Raw genomic sequence first — 18,197 nt, 5'->3', positions numbered from 1 at the left:
TTCCAAAGACATTAAAAAGGGTGCCGATGCACCCTTTTTGCTATTTGTTTACTTTACCGCCACGCCCACATCAAGTCGTTCGAACCAATCCAAGAACTTGCCAACATTTTCGCCTGTAAACATTCGGCCATGTTGGGGACACATCATTTCGATATCCAGTTCGCGCACCCGACGAATCCAGTCATTTTTGGCGGTGTTCGATGGCATCCAACGCTGATGAAAGCCTTTCATCTTCGGAATATGTTCCTCAAAGTCTTCCACTTCCATTGGCGCATCGTCCGCCTCCAGAGCCGCGCCAATATCGCCACTCATTAGAATCTTCGCCACTGGGTCGTAAACATGAAAGTTGCCTGAAGAATGGAGGTAATGCGCCGGAATGAAGCGGATTTCAACGCCGTTCAACACCAGAGTACCGCCCTCGTCAGCGATTGGAGCGTATTCAATATGCTCCATCCCAAAGTGACGAACAAATCCTTCCCAAAGCCAGGGAGCATGAAGCTTAGATTCGGTTAAAGCGGTATCCCATAAGCCGAGGGAAGAAATAATGTCTGGATCCTGATGCGAAGCAAAAAGATGCCCAATCTGATTAATCGGTACCTGTTTAACGACGGACGCCAGCATCGCGGAGAAAATCTCTATGCCGCCTGGGTCCATCAACAGCGCGTTGTTATGCGTGCGGATCATATATTGGTTGGTGTCGATAATTTTTTCAGGCTTAGACGGGTCACGCCCGAACATAAACCACTGGTGCGTTTCCCCTGAATAGATTTCCTTTGTGATCATTCGATCTGTCTCCGAAGCGTTTGCGGTTCGAGCAATTAGTATTCGTTTGCCAATTCACGACACAGTGACTGAGACAGCATGACGTGTGTCTGTATTCGGTCTGCAGCGGTAGAAACGTTGTCTGCAACAACGTTCAGTCCCTCTTCAAATTTCTTACCGGACTGTGAAGCCTCAACACGCGACATCGCTGACAGCACTGAGGCGGTTTTGATCTCGCGAGCCAAATTTTCCAGTAGCTCTGATAGCGAAGTAACTTCGCGGTAAAACTGGCGGAGCAATTGCGCATGCTCTGCCTTCATGGTTTCAATCGGCTTTTCTATCGTGCCAACGTAGGCGGCGTCTTTACTTATCTTTGCAGCTTTCTTGAAGCATTCCATGGTGCGTTCGTTACGCACCGCAATTGTCGCCAATCTGCTGATGGTGACCGCTTTGAGGTTAATGATGTCTGAGGTTTTTACCGTGGTATCGGCCAACTGATCGATGAAATCAGTAATTGCCCTAAACCCCGCAGCGCCTTGCCCAGCGCGTAATGCCAGCGCACGCGCATTGCTTGCGGTAAGTGAAATATCGTTCGCGATTTCCCGGGCTTTATACAACTCCGCCGCGACGACCGCTGCCGTCACAAAGTGATTGTCTGCGTTTGCATCTGTCATGGAGGTATCTGATTTATTAAGACCTTTTATCAGTCTAGACAAGTATTTCTGTCTGTTCAGAAATGAGACAGCATTTCTCTACATTTTGTAGGGTCTGTTGAACTTTGGTAGTTAAATTTTGTTCTAGCCCTAAGCGTTTTTGGCGCGGCGAGGTTTGTGCCGCCTAGTTACTCTAAGCAACTACGCCTCAACAAAGCATAAAACGCATAGGGCTGAACCCTTCGGGCAGCGTTTGTGGGGACTTTCTCCTGCGTTATCGGCTTCTCATGTAGGCCAGCTACACATCGAAGCCTCTGCCTTGAATAAAGCCCCCACAAACTGCTGCAAAAATCATCACCAAAGGTCAACAGACCCTGGAGTTTCTTCGATTTCAGGCATTAAAAAACACCGCAGTTGCGGTGTTTTTACTAACCCTCGCCCAGCTAAACACCCGGCGTCTGATCTTTTTTCGGACTCTTGAACACGTATTTTGTCCCGTCGTAAATCAGGTTAGACAGCAACCGACGGCAGTTCGCCTTTCCGGGTTCATCAAAAACCATACCGTAATTCTGCTTACCCCGCTTTTTACGGCAGTTTTTCACGGCACCACTCAAGGCGTAAGTGTCGCCATTGGAGCCGTTAATAACTTCCAACACAATTTTGGTGTCCACATCAAATTCTGGTGAAATGGCGTCAAAGCTGAAGCCACACCCACCGGATGAAACGTCAGTCAGCACCACACGCAATTTGCGGTTTGAGAGCTGAATGTCACCAGGAAGTTTAAGTTCATAGCGCACTTCATTACGCAGCAACACCAGTTTTGCTTGCTGAGGCACGGGGAAAACCAGAAGCTGAATAGGCCTGTACACCACATGCTCTATTCGCGTTCTGAAACGAACCAACGCCCCTTCACCTTGCTCAGAAATGCCTTCAATATCGACGTTGAAACCTTGCATGAAGAACTCTTCATATTCGGTCTTTTGAAGACGAGGCATCGTGAAGAAAATATGTTGCTGGTCATCAAACCCAATAAAGTTGGATTTGAAGTTAAGACGTTGCCCCAATGGCGTCACAATCTCCAACGACGCTTCGGTGCCATGTTGGATAAAATCCATGGCCTGAAGCCCCATAATGACGCGTTCTTTTTGTTTTGCCGGCGGCTTTTTCACTTGAGCCGAATTTGTGTTCATCTAACATCCTCGCCGGAAATGCTGCTCTGAATGGGATACCTTTTGCCGTTAACAGAAAGTGGCTTTGATGTTTTCTTGGAGGCACTTTCGGCAAACCCTGAGTGTTACGTGCTTGCTCTGCTATCGACTGAGCTTATTAAAACTGTTGGATATTTTTACAAAAAAATCACAACAAACGTTGGCTAAACAACTCATTGCATTAATAACTTATAGGCAAAAGAACACATTATTTCAAAGTGATAGTTACTGTTTCATAATTAATAAAACTATCATTTCACCTTGTTTATCCAAGGGTTTTCTGAACACTCACTCTCAAGAATAAAATTCACAATTGAAACTTTTTGTTTTCTTTTGTGACAGTGTCATCAAATAATTTCTCAAGAATCTCAGCATGTGACCGCTATCGGCATTAAGGGGCATTGTTCAAAATGTGTGCAATCCCAGCATCACATATCGACGATCGTTCACCTTGTTACGGCGACCATTGAGAGGTTTGTTATGGCTAATCGCTTAGTAAAAACAGTCTGCTTTTTCATGGGGATTCTCTTATCACCAGGTGCGTTAAGTGACCGCATGGACAACACCTTCCCGGATTCGATTCAAATGAAGAATGCGCTCTTTGCTCTGGGGTTTGACGAACCGTGGAATGCAACAGAAGACGGAGAAAAGCAAACCCTGACCAACGGGGAGTTGTGGATTCGTGAAGGCAATTACTTTGCCGTGATGGCGGTACATGATGACAACGAGCAAGTCATGCAACTCTCGCTGATCAATAATCTTTCTGTCTGTGCGCAATTAGGTATTGCTGCAACGGGTGATTCTTCAAAATCGGTTTTCAGTGCTTTTAGCCACCTCACCGGACAAGCCTTAACCCAGCCAGAAACCACCGCTTTCAATCAGCACCGTGCTTTTCATTACCATGTGTTGATCACCGAAGCGATCGCGGAGAGAACCCTGATGCAATGTGGTGTTAAAAATCAATGAAATAAGTTCGCCTTCTCGCGGGTCTCATTATTAAGACTAAAATCTTAGAGATACCTAGTTAAAGGCAAAGGGACTTATGACAGATACCACACACTATCAGTCGCCGACCCGCGCGGTGCTTCACTACGTCACCGCCGTGTTTATCTTCACGCTCTATGGCGCCAGAGTCTGCCCCTTTATCGATGCCTTGCCCACTGCCGTCCTCTTCATCCAAACCGCGACCGTGTTCATTCTGCTCTATTTTGCCCGTTTGATTATCCGTGCTGTAAAACATGACGAAGCGAGTCTGGCCACCAATGTGGGTTTATTTACGATTGTCGGGATTGGCTTTGCCGCCTGGTACTCGGCTCTTTACGATTTTCCTCTCGATAGCAATCTCAAGGTCATTTTCGGTATGGCCCTGCTGGGCATTGTGATTAATCTGGATTTGGCCATTTCCAACGCCCGTCACCTCTCCAAGCACAAGATTGATAAGAACCAAATGCCAGACAATATCAAACCGCTGGCGGGTCAAATCGGCTTGGGTGCCATGTTCCTCACCGTGATGGTCACCGTGCTACTGGGGCTGGTCGTGACGAAAGATTTGTTGTGGCTGGTTGAACACACTGAACATCAGGTTGCCATTGCAGACATCGACAGTATTCTGAAAGAGTTCGTGTATGTTGCAGGCGTCGTATTGGCATACATCGCGCTGATATCCTTTAACGGCAGCGCACTGATCAGCGAACAACTCACCCGCCAGACCAACGCCATGACATCCGCGGCGTCCGGTAATTTCGATGAAAGAGTCCCTTTGAACCAGACCGGTGAGCTCAGCGTCATTGCCTACTACACCAATAAGATGTTTGGCGATCTCAAGAACAGTTATGACGAGATTAACCGCACCCGCGATGCCACCATTGTCGGGCTTTCTACCTTAGCGGAAGTCCGTGACAACGAAACCGGCGCGCATATTCTTCGCACTCAGCATTATGTAAAAGCCCTGGCCGACGTGCTGAAACGCCAGCCGAAATTCTCGAGCTACCTGACCGAAGAAACCATCGACCTGCTCTACAAATCAGCCCCTCTACATGATGTCGGTAAGGTGGGTATTCCGGATTCGATTCTGCTCAAACCCGGCAAGCTGACAGACGAAGAATTTTCCATCATGAAAACCCACGCCCAGCTTGGCGCAGATGCCCTCAGCATCACTGAGAAAAGTGGCGATGGCATTGCCTTCCTTCGCTTTGCCCGCGAGATTGCCGCCACCCACCATGAAAAATGGGACGGTTCAGGGTATCCAAAAGGTTTATCCGGCGAAGAGATCCCGCTCTCAGGCAGATTGATGTCTCTGGCAGATGTTTACGATGCCCTGATTTCCAAGCGTGTCTACAAACCCGCTTTCAGCCATGATGAAGCGAAAGCCATCATTTTGGAGGGACGATGCACCCACTTCGACCCTGCAGTGGTGGATGCTTTTCTGGCCTGTGAGCATACCTTTATCGATATCGCCCAACAGTACAAAGACGAAGATATGAAGGCGGCTTAAACCGCCTGCAGCACCTTCTTCGAAAGCTTAGACGTGACAGGATAACTTCCTTGCCAAAGCTCTTTGGCAAATACCGATGGTTTTTCCGGGTGGGAGAACACCCAGCACTCATGTCGTGCACGGGTCAACGCCACATAGAACAGGCGTCTTTCCTCCGCATGTTCCATTTCATCTGCCACTGACAGCAATGCGGCTTCCAATCCTTCACCTGATGATTTAGCCGGAAACGTACCGTCATCCACATCCAGAATAAAGCTGTAATCCGCTTCAAGACCTTTACTGCCGTGTGCCGTGACATAGCTGATGGAAAGGCTCGGATACTGATTCTGCCACTCGCCAAGAGATTCTGGTTTGTTGGCGTTATTACGCCCCATTAACAACAGGCTGGTTGGTTTGTCGCCAGCGGATTTTGCCAGTTTCTCCAATACCGATTCCATCGCATCCGAGGGCATCAAATGCACGGCTTTTTTCTTTTGCTCTCGTGCACTGTCGAGCGGTTTGCTCAGTTGCTGTGGGTCAACCTGAATAAAGGTATTGGCAACAGCGCCAATCTGGGAATTAAAGCGATAAGTGGTATCAAGATAACGAATCACACCAGAAGGAAAACGGCTCATAAAACCCGTGGTCAGACTGACATCAGATCCTGCAAAGCGGTAAATCGCCTGCCAGTCATCCCCCACGGCAAACAGCGACGGCGCACGGTTTCGTTTACCGCCGCAAAGCGCTTCGAGCAAAGCAAGACGCGCTGGGGAAATGTCCTGATATTCGTCGACCATAATGTGATCGTATCGCGCGCCAAAGGCTTCGCTTTTCTTGGAAAGCAGCTTAGTGGCTTCTTTGATCAGGCTGTTAAAGTCATAAGCCTTCTGTTCTTTCAGCGCCGCGAGGTAGCCTTTCAGCACTGGCTGAACCAATGCCAGTTCACTTTCAGCTTTTTCATCACCTTTAATCGATGCCTTGATCGCCGTTGCCGATTGGCTTTGTTGCGCCAGCAAATCCACCAGTCGCCACAGCCACCTTTGCAGCTTAGCTTCATGAGCCTGTTCCAGCAGCGGACGCTCTGCCGATAAACCCGGAATAGACCACTGCGCCAAATGCTTAAGCCAGCGCTTTTCAACCGCAGGCTGAGCGAAGTTTTCCGCAAGCCACAAGGTCATCCAACTGTGTTTGGTTTCTTCATCTGTCGCCATCGGCGCGATATTGGCATCCTGCCCTGAAATCTCTTTGATTGCCTTGAGCGCAAAGGCATGGAAGGTCGAGGTTTCCACACCCTTTAAACCCGCTTTCGTCAAACGCTCTGCCATCTCCTCACTGGCTTTCTTACCAAATGCCAACATCAAAATGCGTGAAGGTTCCGTTTGCTGGCTGGCAACCAAATACTGCGCCCGTGCCATCAGCACACTGGTTTTACCCGAACCCGCACCCGCCAACAGCAAGTTGTGGTTATCGTCCATCAACACTGCCTGACGCTGTGAATCATTCAGCGGTGACGATTCCACCCCATCAAACCAGGTTGACCAACGTTCCAACTCTTCATCACGCCATGCAGTATTTCGGGCGTTGCGCTGTGCTTCACCGTTTTGCAGCCAGCCATAGAGTGATTGATAAAGCGCTGGATTGGCTGCTGCCATCACTTGCGGTAAAACACCGCAACGCTCAAAGACTTCCTGCGCTTTCACCTGCCACGTTTTCAAATCTTCAAATCTCAGAAAACCCGAGAAGTCGCGTAACTCATCACGCAGCGCAAACAATTCCGACTCCACCAGCATGAACTTGTTCTGTTGCTTACCCAGCCACGCTTGATAGTGCTCAGAAAGTGTCTCAGCGAACTCATGCACCTGATTCCAGGGCAAACCATAAACCGTGATTTTCTGTGCGGGCCGATCTGCAGGAGAAACAATGAAAGTCAGTCGCCCCCAAACCAGACCGCGAGACACGCGGCACTGCCCATCCCAAATAGAAAATGGGACGGTTTGCGTCATTTGTTTGGATTCAAAAACCAGTTGGTTGTCGTCCAGCGCGATACTGTAGTGATCGCCCTGTACAAACCACTGAGCCAGATTGGAGGCGGTGAGTTTCATGGTTGGATTCTATTTTCCTGTCTATATGTACAGCATATCAATTTCAGGTGTTATTTATAGCCCAACAACGCAAAGAGTTTAGATAGATGAATGAAAATCAAGCAAAAGGACGCTTTCCCTGTCTTGTCCAAGCGAAATAGTCTTCGTTTTTGATCTCGTCCCTTGGATGACACCTTTAATCTGCTATCTTAGCCACACTTGCCTTAACGCTGCATTGAAATGATTTCAAAGAAAACTTCTCTTACATTCAGGGAATACTGGGCCAACAGCCGCATTAACTACAGTGTCCGCGTGTTTATCGCTCTCGTTGGTGTTGCCCTTCCCTGTTGGTGGTATGGCGCCTCAGAAGCGATCACACCACTGGTTCTTGGCATTATTGCCTCTGCACTGGCAGAAACAGACGACAACTTCTCCGGCAGACTCTCTGCGCTGCTCACCACCCTTTTCTGTTTCGCCGTCGCCACCTTCTCCATTGAGCTCCTTTTTGATTACCCATGGTGGTTTGTTACCGGTCTCATGACCTCAACCTTCGGTTTTATCATGTTGGGCGCGATAGGTGCGCGGTATGCCAGCATTGCATTTGCATCCTTGCTTATTGCTGTTTACACCATGCTCGGCGCGCACGAGTCACAAAACCTTTGGTATCAACCTTCACTTCTGCTGGCAGGTGCCGCGCTTTACGGGGCTATTTCACTGATTTGGCTGCTGCTATGGCCGCACCAGCCAGTGCAACAGAGCCTTGCAGCGCTGTTTAAATCCCTTTCCGGTTATCTTGACCAGAAATCAGAGATGTTCCACCCAAGTAGAGATTTAAAGCCACAGCCTTTGCGCCTGCGTGATGCAAAAGAAAATGCGCTGGTTGTCACCGCGCTAAACACAGCCAAGGCCGCGCTGCTGAACCGTGTACGTGGCGGCAGACTGAGCGACAGTAACCGCCAATACCTCAAGATTTACTTTCTGGCGCAAGACATTCATGAGCGAGCCAACTCCTCGCATTACCGCTATCAGGAACTGGCAGAAGTCTTCTTCCACAGTGATGTCATGTTCCGCCTGCAGCGACTTTTGCACCTGCAATCCAAAGCGTGTTTGGAAGTTTCTCAATGTCTGACTCTTGGACAGCCTTACCGACACGGAGAAGAGAGCGTAAAAGCGCTGGATGAGCTGAACGAATCCCTGCTGTATGTGAAAGCGCAGAACAATCCAGAATGGACACCATTACTGCCGCAGCTCGATTTTCTGTTCCGAAACTTAGCGACCGTCGAGCGCCAGCTTTCCAACGTCAGCAACCCGGATGCCACGCAAAGCGATGAAGACAAAGAGATCGCCGATTCAGATGCGCACGGCTTCCGCGACAAGCTTTCGCGCATTCGCGCCCAGTTAACACCGAAATCCCTGCTGTTCCGTCATGGCGTGCGTTTGAGCCTCGCTTTGGCGGTCGGTTACGGCATTATTCAGGGCTTTGACCTCACCCGCGGTTACTGGATTTTGCTGACAATCCTGTTTGTCTGTCAGGCCAATTACTCCGCCACGCGCAGCAAGCTGACCGAACGAATTTCAGGCACTTTGATTGGTTTGTTAGTGGGCTTACCGCTGCTGACCCTGTTCCCGGATTTAACCGGACAACTGGTATTAATGGTGCTGTTCGGCGTGCTGTTCTTTGCGTTCCGAACCACCCACTACGCCGCAGCAACCGCGTTTATTACCCTGCTGGTATTGATGTGCTTTAACCAGTTGGGTGAAGGTTACGCCGTGATACTGCCGCGCCTTGGCGATACCTTAGTTGGCTGCGCCCTTTCCGTGTTGGCAGTGCGTTTTGTGTTGCCTGATTGGCAGGCTCACCGACTGCGCGGGATCATGAAAGATTCCGTTGCGGCTAACCGCGATTATCTGGCACAGATCATTGGCCAATACCGCATTGGTAAGCGTGACAACATGGCTTACCGTGTCGCCCGTCGTGAAGCGCATAATGGTGATGCCCAGCTTACGACCGCTATCAGTAACATGCTGGCGGAACCTGGCCGGTATCGCACAGCCACTGATGAAAGTTTCCGATTCCTTTGCCTGAACCACGCCATGCTGAGTTATATCTCTGCACTGGGTGCACACCGCATGCAAATGGACGACGACAGCATTCACGAGTTGGTTTCCAAAGCGCACCGTGGCATTCACGAAGAACTGGATTGTCTGGTGTCGAAGCTTTCAGGCGAATCGTTCGAGAAAACGCCATGTCTGGATGAAGCGCTCGGCAAGCACCTTGAACGCTGGCGAGAAGAAGAAAGCAGCTCCGCCCGTATGGTGCTACAACAGCTGCATTTGATTCACCGCATCATGCCGGAAATGCACAAACTGACCGATGATCTGGCTAAGAAAGCGTTAAAGAGTTCGAAGTCTTAGCTGCGATATAACGATTACTTGCCCCCGGAGCCAAGTGCTCCGGTGCCTTTTGAAACATTGTCAAAAAAACCTGAGGTTTCATTCATCACAATACTTGATACTTGCTTATCAAAATCCAGCGTCGCCTTCTTCAAACTCTCAAGTGCTTCTGGACTATTCTCATCCAAATTTACCACGCTCAATTGCCATTGCCTTAAAGCGCTTTCCAGTTCTAGTTGAGCCACAATCTGACCACGCCAAGACTGCTCAAAGTGAAATGTTTGCAGAACTCCCTGAGAAAGCACAATGGCAGCGCCAATACCAACCGTCCATACTCTTTGGTCTTTGAAAAACGTTGGAAAAACTGCAACAACGGGCAACATCGCACCCAATAGAATGATGAGAATTGAGAGGACTCGGGTGGCATAAAACTTCCAAGGGGATTTATCTAGGTAGTACGCGTGGAGGTTACAATAACTTCCGTTGACATTTTCGTTGGAAAACAGCGTGGTTTGTTTCAAGCTTTCCAAATACGGTTTTATTACCTGACCGTCACTAACGTCAGGTATCAATTGAGCAGAACAACTTGCTTCTTTCGCAGTGGTGTTGAAAGACAGCATCAAGAGAAAGAAAACCAATACAAAACGAACCATCTGACGCACCTGACTGAGTGAAGGTTTCTTTAAGCATCAGCCAAGGAAGCCTCTAAATAAGTACGTATTCTGAGACGCCTCTATAACTTCCCTTTCCCTCCAAGCCCTTCATACATCTCTTTTCCCCACTCTCGAATCTGCATCACATTTCGGGCATTCCAATTACTCTCTCTTTGGAACTGTCTTTACTTTCCACCCAAATCGATAATAATTATCACTTGCGAATAGTTATCATTATGATTGAGGCGCAGTGATATGGATGATTGGAGAAACTTGATATTGGCGGGGAACCAATACTTCGCCATTGATGAGATGGAGCATGCAGAAGACAACTACTTCGATGCCCTCACCTTGCTGGATGAGAACAGCGAGTCTCTGTTCACAGACCGCGAAAAGCTCTCAGCCTGGCTGGCCTGTCATCACAACCTCGCCACCGTTTACAAGCAATCAGATCAATCTGAACTCGCCCGATTCCACCTTGAATCGCCGCTGGAAATCATCGAAGTCCAGCTGAAAAAGGCCTCACCGGACCACCAGCATTTTGTTGAGCTTTTAAAAGCTTATTCCGCCGGACTCAGTGAATTGGTCGTGTTTAAACAAACTGCCCAACGCGCTGCCTGAGCGGCCGGAGGAAACCATGTTCAAGAACTTCACACTGCTTGCCCTTCTGTTTCTGTTCAGCACAGAAGTGCTCGCCCACAAAGGCCACGATCACGCGCATTGGACCGCCGATTTGATTCACTTCCTGTGGCTAATGCCGATCCTGTTTGGCTGTGCGCTCATCATCTTTGCGATTACTTATCTGGATAAGAAATCCAAGTCACGGAGATAACCACCATGCTTCATTCTTTGATGGAACGCCTCGACCACACATTCTCTTTCGGCAGAGTTTCTGCCCACTGCGATATTCCCTGCAAAATCTACGATCCTGTCCACGCGCAAATCGCCGTGCTGACGATGATCCGCATGATTGACCTGCTCAACGAGCTGCCGGAACAAGGTCTGACTAAGCAACAAAAAGCGACGTTTGCCCGCCTGATTGAACAGAAAGAAGAGCACGGTAAAAAGCTGAAAGAAGAAGTTCGCATTATCTGGGGAGATTATTTCAAGCAGCCACAGCTTGACCAGTTTCCGGAAATTCACTCCCTGACCCATGAGATCATGATGCTTGCTTCTGTCGTGAAGCAGGAATCAGACAAGGATGCAGCGCTGAAACTGTTGGATAAAGTGAACCGCTTTGCAGAGATATTCTGGGCGACCAAAGGCGTGAAAACTTACACGGCAGACTGTCCCTATCTCCCCGAGTTGCCAACTGTGTATCCTGACCTCAAGCCCTAAGAGCTTAAAGCGAAACCTCTGAGATGCTGAAAATCATGCGTATTGCGGGCTCCTCAATGAGCCCGACACTCAACACTAATGATTACGTGGTCGGCCTTCTCCAACCCAGGTGGTGGCCGAAGTCGCGAAACCAAGTGTTTTTCTTTAACCACCCCAGTATGGGCTGGATAGTAAAGCGCTATCGCAAAACTGTCTTGGACAGCTTCTTCACATTCGGGGGAGACCATCCTGAGAGCATAAGCAGTGAAAGGATCGGACTCGTCGATGAACACCAAACTCTCTACCGAGTCCTGGCAGTCGTCAAGTCCGACCGCTGAGCTTCAACATGATGAGTTGTCGTGAGGTAACAAACACAGCCCGTCGTTCAAGTCGTTTAAATAGTTACTTCCTAACCAATAATGGCAGTCATAAGATACTGCATTATTCTTCGTCAAATCCTCTAGAGTGGGCGTTTTTCACGCATTCTTCGTAACTGCTTTTCGCTACCATTGAACTGATTAATCCGAACCCGCTAGCGTGGCAATCAGTGGTATGCCCTTTTTCGTTTGCTAGCGTCGTACTGTAGCTTGTGCAGCCTGAAACAATGCCCAGCATACATACAATAATTAACGATCTCATTATTTCATATCCTTCTAAATATAATAAGAAAATTGCCGGGCTTGAGTTGGAAATATATCATAATACGCAGCCTGATAAACGTTATTCCAACTAAAACCAAGCCCGGAATTTATGTTATAGCCTTACTGATTTAAAAGTTAAGCTTCATATTTAAGAAAAAACAACTTCACGCTTTCATATCTTCAAAAACCAAGAAGAATATATCAATCACAACAATCGATTTAAACAAATAAAACAACAAGTTAATGAAAAAGAAAAATTACAAAGGGTGCAATAAAATCTATAAAGCCAAACCCTATATCGAAAATTAGATTAAAAAACCCATAAAATCATAGCAATAAGATAAAATGAAGTAAAAATTGCATTAAACAACCCTAATAAAACAAAATACAATATATTAAAATAAGAAGACACTTTAGGTGAGAATCCATAGACACGCCACCAAACGCCGAAGGAGTAAGTAAAAGAGTAAGAACAGATGACTGCTTGTGATATATTTAATCACTCTTAATTGTCTACTTAGTCATACAATAAAAGAAAAATAGAAAGAAAGAGAAATTCGTTACACCAAATAACACTGAAATAAAAACCGACCAAAATTGAGAAAGAAAATAAGTTAATTTAATACAAGGAAATCAAAATCAATCATTCTAGGAGTATTTCCGCTTTCAACCGTCTTAAAGTAGGTTTTCTTGTCAAAGTAATGATAATAACCCATTGACGACACCTTAGTTAGGAGCCGTCTTAGAGTAATAATTTCCCATACACAGTGCTTCTAATCTCAGAACTCCAGCACGCGGTTGAAAACATAGCGAACATATCCATCGCGCAACACAGTACCGCGGGAAACAAATTCCACTGTCCAAAGCGGATAACTTCTCGATTTCAGCCCCAGCGAGTCAACAAACTCCATCGCTTCTGATTGGGTGAACTCAACCTCTTTAGGGAACAGTTCTCCAACGTCCTCTGTCGACTGATCCTCGGGCGCTTCGACACGACAGTGGAAGACGGTATTGATGGGTTCAGGCTTGTATCGGAGAAATTTAGCGTAGAGCTTGGGATGACTTTTGATGTATAGATCCAAGTCGTGTTCAGCTTCCCCTTTCACAGGGAATAACGAGTTGGGAGAAAAGAATTCCTGAGTAAATGCTGCCTTGCCCGTATCGTCGATAAACCGCTTCGCGAATACCAACGTTTTATCTTCAAGTGCCTTGCGTGAAGGGCTGAATGCCTTAAAAAGCTCAATACGGTAGATCTGCCAAACACCAGATTGCGTGGTGAACACCCAATCGCCAGTTTTAAATTCAAACATCCATACCTCTCTGGCTGTTTTTTCCAGCGCAAACTCCATTGTTCGTCATGCCCTCACTGCCGCTTCTATCAATACGACACACTCAGCATTACCTTCGACAATCTCTCGTTATTCTTCCCGAGGTTCTTCAGGTGAAGGCATTGAAGGGTCTTCACCTGTAATATCCTGATAGGCGAAAGAGAGCGCGATAACTGCCAAAACCGTCACATAAGAAATCATAATGTTGGTTGCCAGAATGGCATACAGGGGAGAGTTTTCAGGCGCGGTATAGGCAATCAGCGCGGTGATGGGAACAAACACGATGCCAAAGATAAAAGGAGCAATCACCACCACGCCGATCATCAGCCAGGTTTTTTGCGCCGTTTGCGCCCAGGCATAAGGAAAAGAGACACCTTTCCCCATCGCAATCGCGGGGAACACCAAGCTAAGGCGGCACCCAAACACCAAGCTGATAATCAACAGGAAAATGAACAGCGAGCCTATCCAATTCATCGCAAAGGCCATGAGCAAATAGGCGACACCAAGCCCCATATAATGCAGCCAAAACCAGATTTCGATTTTGCCGAAGGTAAAGCGCCCAAAGGTCGGCACAGAATCCGGCCCCATTAACACAACCCGATGCACGTTTACCGCAAGAATGGTACTGAGCACACTCCACAAGAAGTAGTCGACCCACACCATCCATTCACTGTCAGAAGAAAACGCAGCCACTTCCAGTGCGGCCGTCAGAAGAATGGGGATGAGAGTGACGCGAAACAGCAACCCCTTGTAGCTATATGCAAAGTTAAACGCTGAGGAAAGAATGTTTCCAAACATCGCCAAATCCTTTTCAATCCATTGAACCCACTCGCCATAGCCGCGAGCCACTGCATCCTTTCACCAAACTATCGCAATTCTCCTTACAACTATCGTTCAAAACTAAGACACGATGGAGAATTTTGATTAGCAGGATGCCGCCGTTGAAAAAGGTTTTAGGAGATACGCCTTCCCTAGGTGATTCCCTAGAGAAGGCAGCAATAATGATGGGGGGAATGGCCTAGTAAATAATCACATCAGAGTCGCTGGCACGGGGAGAACTCACCTGCCCACCAGCACTGGGGTCAAGGTCGACTTGTAGCGTCACTTCCTCACGCAGAGGGCGCACGAACGTCGCATTCACGCCGACAAAGGAATAAGTGCCCGCAGGGAAAACACCGCCATTGCCAATGTAGGTAAAAGTGTGGAGACCACCAGCCGAGCTGTATGCCCAATCTGCATTACTCACGTTGCGACCGTTTAAACTCATCAATGTTGGATCATATTCCACCCCAAAGTAATCGCCTGATGGAAGGGTAAATTTCACCGGATGGACGCCATTGCTATCGACGCCATTAATTTCGCCTACGAACACCACAAAGCTCATGTCGCCGACATCCTGACCTGCAAAGTTAGTCGATCCGGTCAGGATGCTTGTGACATAGCTCGGCGGGTTAAACGTCAAGAAAGGGAGTTTTTCTTCAGCGCTGGTTGCATGGCTGAACAGGATAGACAGAGAAAAAACTGCCGCCAAGACACCGGAACTTTTCATGGTTTTTAACGATTGGGTAAAGCTCGAAAACGGACGCATACTCATACCTCTTTGCAATGCAGAGAATACAAACAGGTAAAAGTGAAATAATGGCCTGCATTCCCGCATGAATCAGATACACAACCGGCGAATCCGGCTGCGCTCGATACATTGAAGCGTTGGCAGACTGACTGTCATTCCTACTTCGAAGGCGCCGCATTCACACGAAAACGGTTCCCTACTCTGACCTCACCAAGTATTCAATCAGTAAATAAGCTAATGAAGGAAAACAGGAATGGAAAGGTAATCAGGCAGGCATTGATAGCCAGATACATCAATTCAAACACTGACTACATATCTAAGATATTTATACGTGGAAGTACAAAAATCTGAGCGGCTTTGCCAGAAATCACACGTCAGACAATCCACACCCCGAACAAACACCGATTCCAATCAACATTCCCAAACCTAGAACGCTATGCGGTTTGACAGGTCCCTACACTCCACCCTTTACTTGATGATTACCTTTTTTGACTAAGGAATCAGGCATGGGTCAGGAAACCTTTTTGCTTCACTCAAAGAACGCACCGGCCGGTGATCAGCCGGAAGCCATTGCCAAGCTCATCGCTGGCATTGAGGAAGGGAAAACCCACCAAACACTCCAAGGTGTCACAGGGTCTGGCAAGACATTCACCATGGCAAACATTATTCACCGTTTGCAGCGCCCTACCCTTATCCTTGCCCATAACAAGACACTGGCTGCGCAGCTCTACCATGAAATGTTGGCCTTCTTTCCAAAAAACGCGGTGGAGTATTTCGTCTCCTATTACGATTACTATCAGCCAGAAGTCTATATTCCGGGCAGTAACCGATTTATCAGAAAAGACTCCGCCATCAACGCACAGCTTGAGCGGCTGCGGCTTTCCACTACCAAAGCGCTGATTGAGCGAAAAGACGTGATAGTGGTGGCGTCAGTTTCTTCCGTTTATGGCTTAGGTTCACCAGATGACTACCGCGCGCTCCAGATCCCGCTTCAACCCGGAGACCGGTTGAACCTCACAACACTGGAGAACCAGTTAGCCAAACTTCACTACGAGCCCGGCGGTGAGCCTCTTTCTCGTGGGAGTTACCGCATCAGTCCGCATAAAGTAGATATCTTCCCGGCAGATTCTGAAAAAGATGCGATAGTGGTGATGCTCGACAATGCCCAAACCATCACTCAACTACTGAGAGTGGACAACGCCACTGGCGAAATTCTGGGTGACCTGGAACATTACCGTGTCTCACCAAAGACCCTCTATTCCACCTCGCCGGAACAAATTGCCCGCGCCTGCAAAGCGATAGAAGCTGAGCTTGAACAACGCACTGCCGAACTCAGTCGCAACCATCAAGTTGCAGAAGCAGCAAGACTTTATGAGCGCACCACACGGGATTTGGAGATGCTTCGGTTACAAGGTTACTGCGGAGGCATTGAGAACTACGCGTCGTATTTGACTGGCCGTGACCCCAGCCTTCCTCCCACCACCCTGATGGACTATCTCCCCAAGGGGGGTCTGCTGTTTATTGATGAATCCCATGTCATGGTGCCGCAGATCCACGCCATGTATAAAGGTGACCAAAGCCGCAAAGACACACTGATTGATTACGGCTTCCGCCTGCCTTCTGCCAAATTCAACCGCCCTCTCGCCTTTGAAGAGTTTGAGAAGATAAAACCACAGACCATTTTTGTGTCAGCAACACCCGGCGACTATGAAGTAAAACGCTCCGGTGGTGTCGTCGTCGATCAGGTGATCCGCCCAACCGGATTGCTGGATCCTGAAATCGAGATAGTGCCATTGGCACAGACTCAGGAAGACCTGCTGCGCCGCATTCGAAGCTGTATTGAACGCAAAGAGCGGGTATTAGTGACTACCCTCAGTAAGCGGAGTGCAGAAGCCCTTTATCAGCAATACACAGATGAGGGGATTCGCTGCCAGTACATACACAGTGACGTTAAAACCGAAGAGCGCGTAGAGATTATTCGCCAGCTGCGACGCGGCGAATTGGATGTGCTGATTGGTATCAACCTACTGAGAGAGGGACTGGATATTCCGGAAGCGTCTTTGGTTGCAATACTCGAAGCGGATCATGCCGGCTTTCTACGTTCCACAGAGGCGCTCATCCAAATCATTGGCCGCGCGGCCCGCAATGCCAATGGTAAAGCCGTGCTCTATGCCGACAAAATCACCCCAGCCATGAAAAGCGCGATGGATGAATCCAACCGCCGCCGGGCAAAACAGATAGCCTACAACGAAGCGCATCAACTTCAGCCTAAGAGCTCAAACCGGACGATTGACCCGACAATCAACGCCCCCATGGAAAACAAAGACCCGTCCATGTGCGCCACGCTTGAAGAGCTTTGCCATCGCATCACACACACTGAGCGAGAACTGTTCAGGCTTTGCTCGGAAAAAAATGCAGAAAAACGTGCTGACACCGATGCGCTGCGACAAGAGCTTGATGCCCTGTATAGACAATATATTTTTATGTAGCGGCACAGCTCGTTTTAAGCATGGATAAACAAACAAGGAACAGACCCGCTGAGCCTTTCTACCGACGTAACATCTATGATCACAACAGTATCGACAACGATATCGATGGCGTGCGCTCGCTGTTTTATGTTGACTGGACGGATGATACGGCTGACGTGATTTTCTTCTTGATCAACTATGCCGGGAGCTCGTTAGCAAGCTTAAACGCAGATCTCTTTAAAAAGTCATCACCTCAACGCCAACCACCCTAGAACGAAAGCGTTTGTAAGGGAAGCGCTGGCGTTAATCATCCACCTTTTGATTGACCGGGATTGAACTGGTCAAGCTGACATCTCATCTCCACCACGTTTCCCTCTGGGTCTTCTAGATAGATGGAATTACCATAACCTTGCGCGCCATATCGGCTGGCAAATAACCATGGTTCTGCCAGAAAATATAAAATCTTACTAATACTCTCTTTAATTCCTTCAAACCCAATTAAAAATAAAGATACCGTATGACAGCATATATTCACTCAATCAAGCCGTAGCACGCCATTATTGGCGCCGTCAATGAATTGTTTAAAAATTAGACAGACGTCACTATTAGCCCCTGATATATATGACAGTATAAAATTAAACCTTTGGAA

At 48.0% G+C, this 18,197-nt stretch carries 17 protein-coding genes; 8 read left to right on the top strand and 9 right to left on the bottom strand.

Annotated elements, in window-relative coordinates; all coding sequences use genetic code 11:
• Positions 1–48: 48 nt before the first annotated feature.
• The 3 genes from QL223_RS07575 to QL223_RS07565 all read right to left on the bottom strand — a co-directional run bounded on the left by QL223_RS07575 (position 49) and on the right by QL223_RS07565 (position 2,605).
• Positions 49–783, bottom strand: coding sequence for an MBL fold metallo-hydrolase (locus tag QL223_RS07575; RefSeq protein ID WP_002541794.1), 735 nt, complete (start codon positions 781–783; stop codon positions 49–51).
• 35 nt (positions 784–818) lie between these two features.
• Positions 819–1,436 carry a hypothetical protein gene (locus tag QL223_RS07570; protein WP_002541793.1) on the bottom strand — a complete coding sequence of 206 codons (618 nt, stop codon included), beginning with the start codon at positions 1,434–1,436 and terminating at the stop codon, positions 819–821.
• Positions 1,437–1,858: 422 nt separating this feature from the next.
• On the bottom strand, positions 1,859–2,605 hold the full coding sequence (locus QL223_RS07565) for a flagellar brake protein (protein WP_002541792.1): 747 nt from the start codon (positions 2,603–2,605) through the stop codon (positions 1,859–1,861).
• Between the two features lie 498 nt (positions 2,606–3,103).
• Between QL223_RS07565 and QL223_RS07560 the strand changes: the two genes are divergently transcribed.
• Together QL223_RS07560 and QL223_RS07555 are read left to right on the top strand one after the other, a co-directional pair.
• A complete protein-coding gene (locus tag QL223_RS07560; protein ID WP_281544361.1) occupies positions 3,104–3,589 on the top strand; it encodes a hypothetical protein in 486 nt (161 codons plus the stop codon).
• Positions 3,590–3,665: 76 nt separating this feature from the next.
• Positions 3,666–5,117 (top strand): HD domain-containing phosphohydrolase, encoded by a 1,452-nt coding sequence (locus QL223_RS07555; protein WP_281544360.1) that lies wholly within the window; start codon positions 3,666–3,668, stop codon positions 5,115–5,117.
• Here the strand turns inward: QL223_RS07555 and helD are convergent.
• A complete protein-coding gene (gene helD, locus QL223_RS07550; RefSeq protein WP_281544359.1) occupies positions 5,114–7,198 on the bottom strand; it encodes a DNA helicase IV in 2,085 nt (694 codons plus the stop codon). The two genes, QL223_RS07555 and helD, sit on opposite strands and share 4 nt — an antisense overlap.
• Positions 7,199–7,417: 219 nt before the next feature.
• On the opposite strand from helD, the gene yccS reads away from it, so the two are divergent.
• On the top strand, positions 7,418–9,592 hold the full coding sequence (gene yccS / locus QL223_RS07545) for a YccS family putative transporter (RefSeq protein WP_281544358.1): 2,175 nt from the start codon (positions 7,418–7,420) through the stop codon (positions 9,590–9,592).
• 14 nt (positions 9,593–9,606) lie between these two features.
• On the opposite strand, the gene QL223_RS07540 is transcribed toward yccS, so the two are convergent.
• Positions 9,607–10,224 carry a DUF4231 domain-containing protein gene (locus tag QL223_RS07540; protein ID WP_002541785.1) on the bottom strand — a complete coding sequence of 206 codons (618 nt, stop codon included), beginning with the start codon at positions 10,222–10,224 and terminating at the stop codon, positions 9,607–9,609.
• Between the two features lie 255 nt (positions 10,225–10,479).
• Here QL223_RS07540 and QL223_RS07535 point away from each other — a divergent pair, with 255 nt between their 5' ends.
• From QL223_RS07535 to sodN, 3 genes are read left to right on the top strand one after another with little or no spacing between them, the layout of a single operon-like run.
• Positions 10,480–10,845, top strand: a complete 366-nt coding sequence (locus QL223_RS07535) for a hypothetical protein (protein ID WP_046305587.1) — start codon at positions 10,480–10,482, stop codon at positions 10,843–10,845.
• Between the two features lie 16 nt (positions 10,846–10,861).
• Entirely contained in the window at positions 10,862–11,056 is a 195-nt protein-coding gene (locus QL223_RS07530) for a hypothetical protein (protein WP_281544357.1), read from the top strand.
• 5 nt (positions 11,057–11,061) lie between these two features.
• Positions 11,062–11,562 (top strand): superoxide dismutase, Ni, encoded by a 501-nt coding sequence (sodN, locus tag QL223_RS07525; protein WP_281544356.1) that lies wholly within the window; start codon positions 11,062–11,064, stop codon positions 11,560–11,562.
• 420 nt (positions 11,563–11,982) lie between these two features.
• On the opposite strand, the gene QL223_RS07520 is transcribed toward sodN, so the two are convergent.
• From QL223_RS07520 to QL223_RS07505, 4 genes are all read right to left on the bottom strand, one after another.
• A complete protein-coding gene (locus QL223_RS07520) occupies positions 11,983–12,180 on the bottom strand; it encodes a hypothetical protein (protein ID WP_281544355.1) in 198 nt (65 codons plus the stop codon).
• Between the two features lie 781 nt (positions 12,181–12,961).
• Entirely contained in the window at positions 12,962–13,492 is a 531-nt protein-coding gene (locus QL223_RS07515) for a hypothetical protein (RefSeq protein WP_002541779.1), read from the bottom strand.
• A 108-nt stretch (positions 13,493–13,600) separates the two neighbouring features.
• Entirely contained in the window at positions 13,601–14,308 is a 708-nt protein-coding gene (locus QL223_RS07510) for a hypothetical protein (RefSeq protein WP_281544354.1), read from the bottom strand.
• A gap of 220 nt (positions 14,309–14,528) precedes the next feature.
• Complete coding sequence (locus QL223_RS07505) at positions 14,529–15,098, bottom strand: hypothetical protein (RefSeq protein WP_281544353.1); 570 nt, start codon at positions 15,096–15,098, stop codon at positions 14,529–14,531.
• A gap of 488 nt (positions 15,099–15,586) precedes the next feature.
• Here QL223_RS07505 and uvrB point away from each other — a divergent pair, with 488 nt between their 5' ends.
• Both uvrB and QL223_RS07495 read left to right on the top strand, forming a co-directional pair.
• Entirely contained in the window at positions 15,587–17,569 is a 1,983-nt protein-coding gene (gene uvrB / locus QL223_RS07500; protein ID WP_281544352.1) for an excinuclease ABC subunit UvrB, read from the top strand.
• Positions 17,570–17,589: 20 nt separating this feature from the next.
• Positions 17,590–17,820 carry a hypothetical protein gene (locus QL223_RS07495; protein WP_281544351.1) on the top strand — a complete coding sequence of 77 codons (231 nt, stop codon included), beginning with the start codon at positions 17,590–17,592 and terminating at the stop codon, positions 17,818–17,820.
• Positions 17,821–18,197 lie beyond the last annotated feature (377 nt).

The sequence above is a fragment of the Grimontia sp. SpTr1 genome (genome assembly GCF_947387585.1).
In the GTDB taxonomy this organism is placed as follows: Bacteria; Pseudomonadota; Gammaproteobacteria; order Enterobacterales; family Vibrionaceae; genus Enterovibrio; species Enterovibrio indicus.
Note: the sequence above shows the minus strand (reverse complement) of the source record. Positions and strands in the feature narration are given on the sequence as shown.

Excerpts from the sequence above, each read along its gene's own strand:
- QL223_RS07560 (WP_281544361.1), top strand. The coding sequence starts at position 3,104 with ATGGCTAATCGCTTAGTAAAAACAGTCTGCTTTTTCATGGGGATTCTC.
- QL223_RS07570 (WP_002541793.1), bottom strand. The coding sequence starts at position 1,436 with ATGACAGATGCAAACGCAGACAATCACTTTGTGACGGCAGCGGTCGTC.
- QL223_RS07505 (WP_281544353.1), bottom strand. The coding sequence starts at position 15,098 with ATGCGTCCGTTTTCGAGCTTTACCCAATCGTTAAAAACCATGAAAAGT.
- QL223_RS07510 (WP_281544354.1), bottom strand. The coding sequence starts at position 14,308 with ATGTTTGGAAACATTCTTTCCTCAGCGTTTAACTTTGCATATAGCTAC.
- uvrB (WP_281544352.1), top strand. The coding sequence starts at position 15,587 with ATGGGTCAGGAAACCTTTTTGCTTCACTCAAAGAACGCACCGGCCGGT.
- QL223_RS07495 (WP_281544351.1), top strand. The coding sequence starts at position 17,590 with ATGGATAAACAAACAAGGAACAGACCCGCTGAGCCTTTCTACCGACGT.
- QL223_RS07530 (WP_281544357.1), top strand. The coding sequence starts at position 10,862 with ATGTTCAAGAACTTCACACTGCTTGCCCTTCTGTTTCTGTTCAGCACA.
- QL223_RS07565 (WP_002541792.1), bottom strand. The coding sequence starts at position 2,605 with ATGAACACAAATTCGGCTCAAGTGAAAAAGCCGCCGGCAAAACAAAAA.
- yccS (WP_281544358.1), top strand. The coding sequence starts at position 7,418 with ATGATTTCAAAGAAAACTTCTCTTACATTCAGGGAATACTGGGCCAAC.
- QL223_RS07520 (WP_281544355.1), bottom strand. The coding sequence starts at position 12,180 with ATGAGATCGTTAATTATTGTATGTATGCTGGGCATTGTTTCAGGCTGC.
- sodN (WP_281544356.1), top strand. The coding sequence starts at position 11,062 with ATGCTTCATTCTTTGATGGAACGCCTCGACCACACATTCTCTTTCGGC.
- QL223_RS07575 (WP_002541794.1), bottom strand. The coding sequence starts at position 783 with ATGATCACAAAGGAAATCTATTCAGGGGAAACGCACCAGTGGTTTATG.
- QL223_RS07535 (WP_046305587.1), top strand. The coding sequence starts at position 10,480 with ATGGATGATTGGAGAAACTTGATATTGGCGGGGAACCAATACTTCGCC.
- helD (WP_281544359.1), bottom strand. The coding sequence starts at position 7,198 with ATGAAACTCACCGCCTCCAATCTGGCTCAGTGGTTTGTACAGGGCGAT.
- QL223_RS07555 (WP_281544360.1), top strand. The coding sequence starts at position 3,666 with ATGACAGATACCACACACTATCAGTCGCCGACCCGCGCGGTGCTTCAC.
- QL223_RS07515 (WP_002541779.1), bottom strand. The coding sequence starts at position 13,492 with ATGTTTGAATTTAAAACTGGCGATTGGGTGTTCACCACGCAATCTGGT.
- QL223_RS07540 (WP_002541785.1), bottom strand. The coding sequence starts at position 10,224 with ATGGTTCGTTTTGTATTGGTTTTCTTTCTCTTGATGCTGTCTTTCAAC.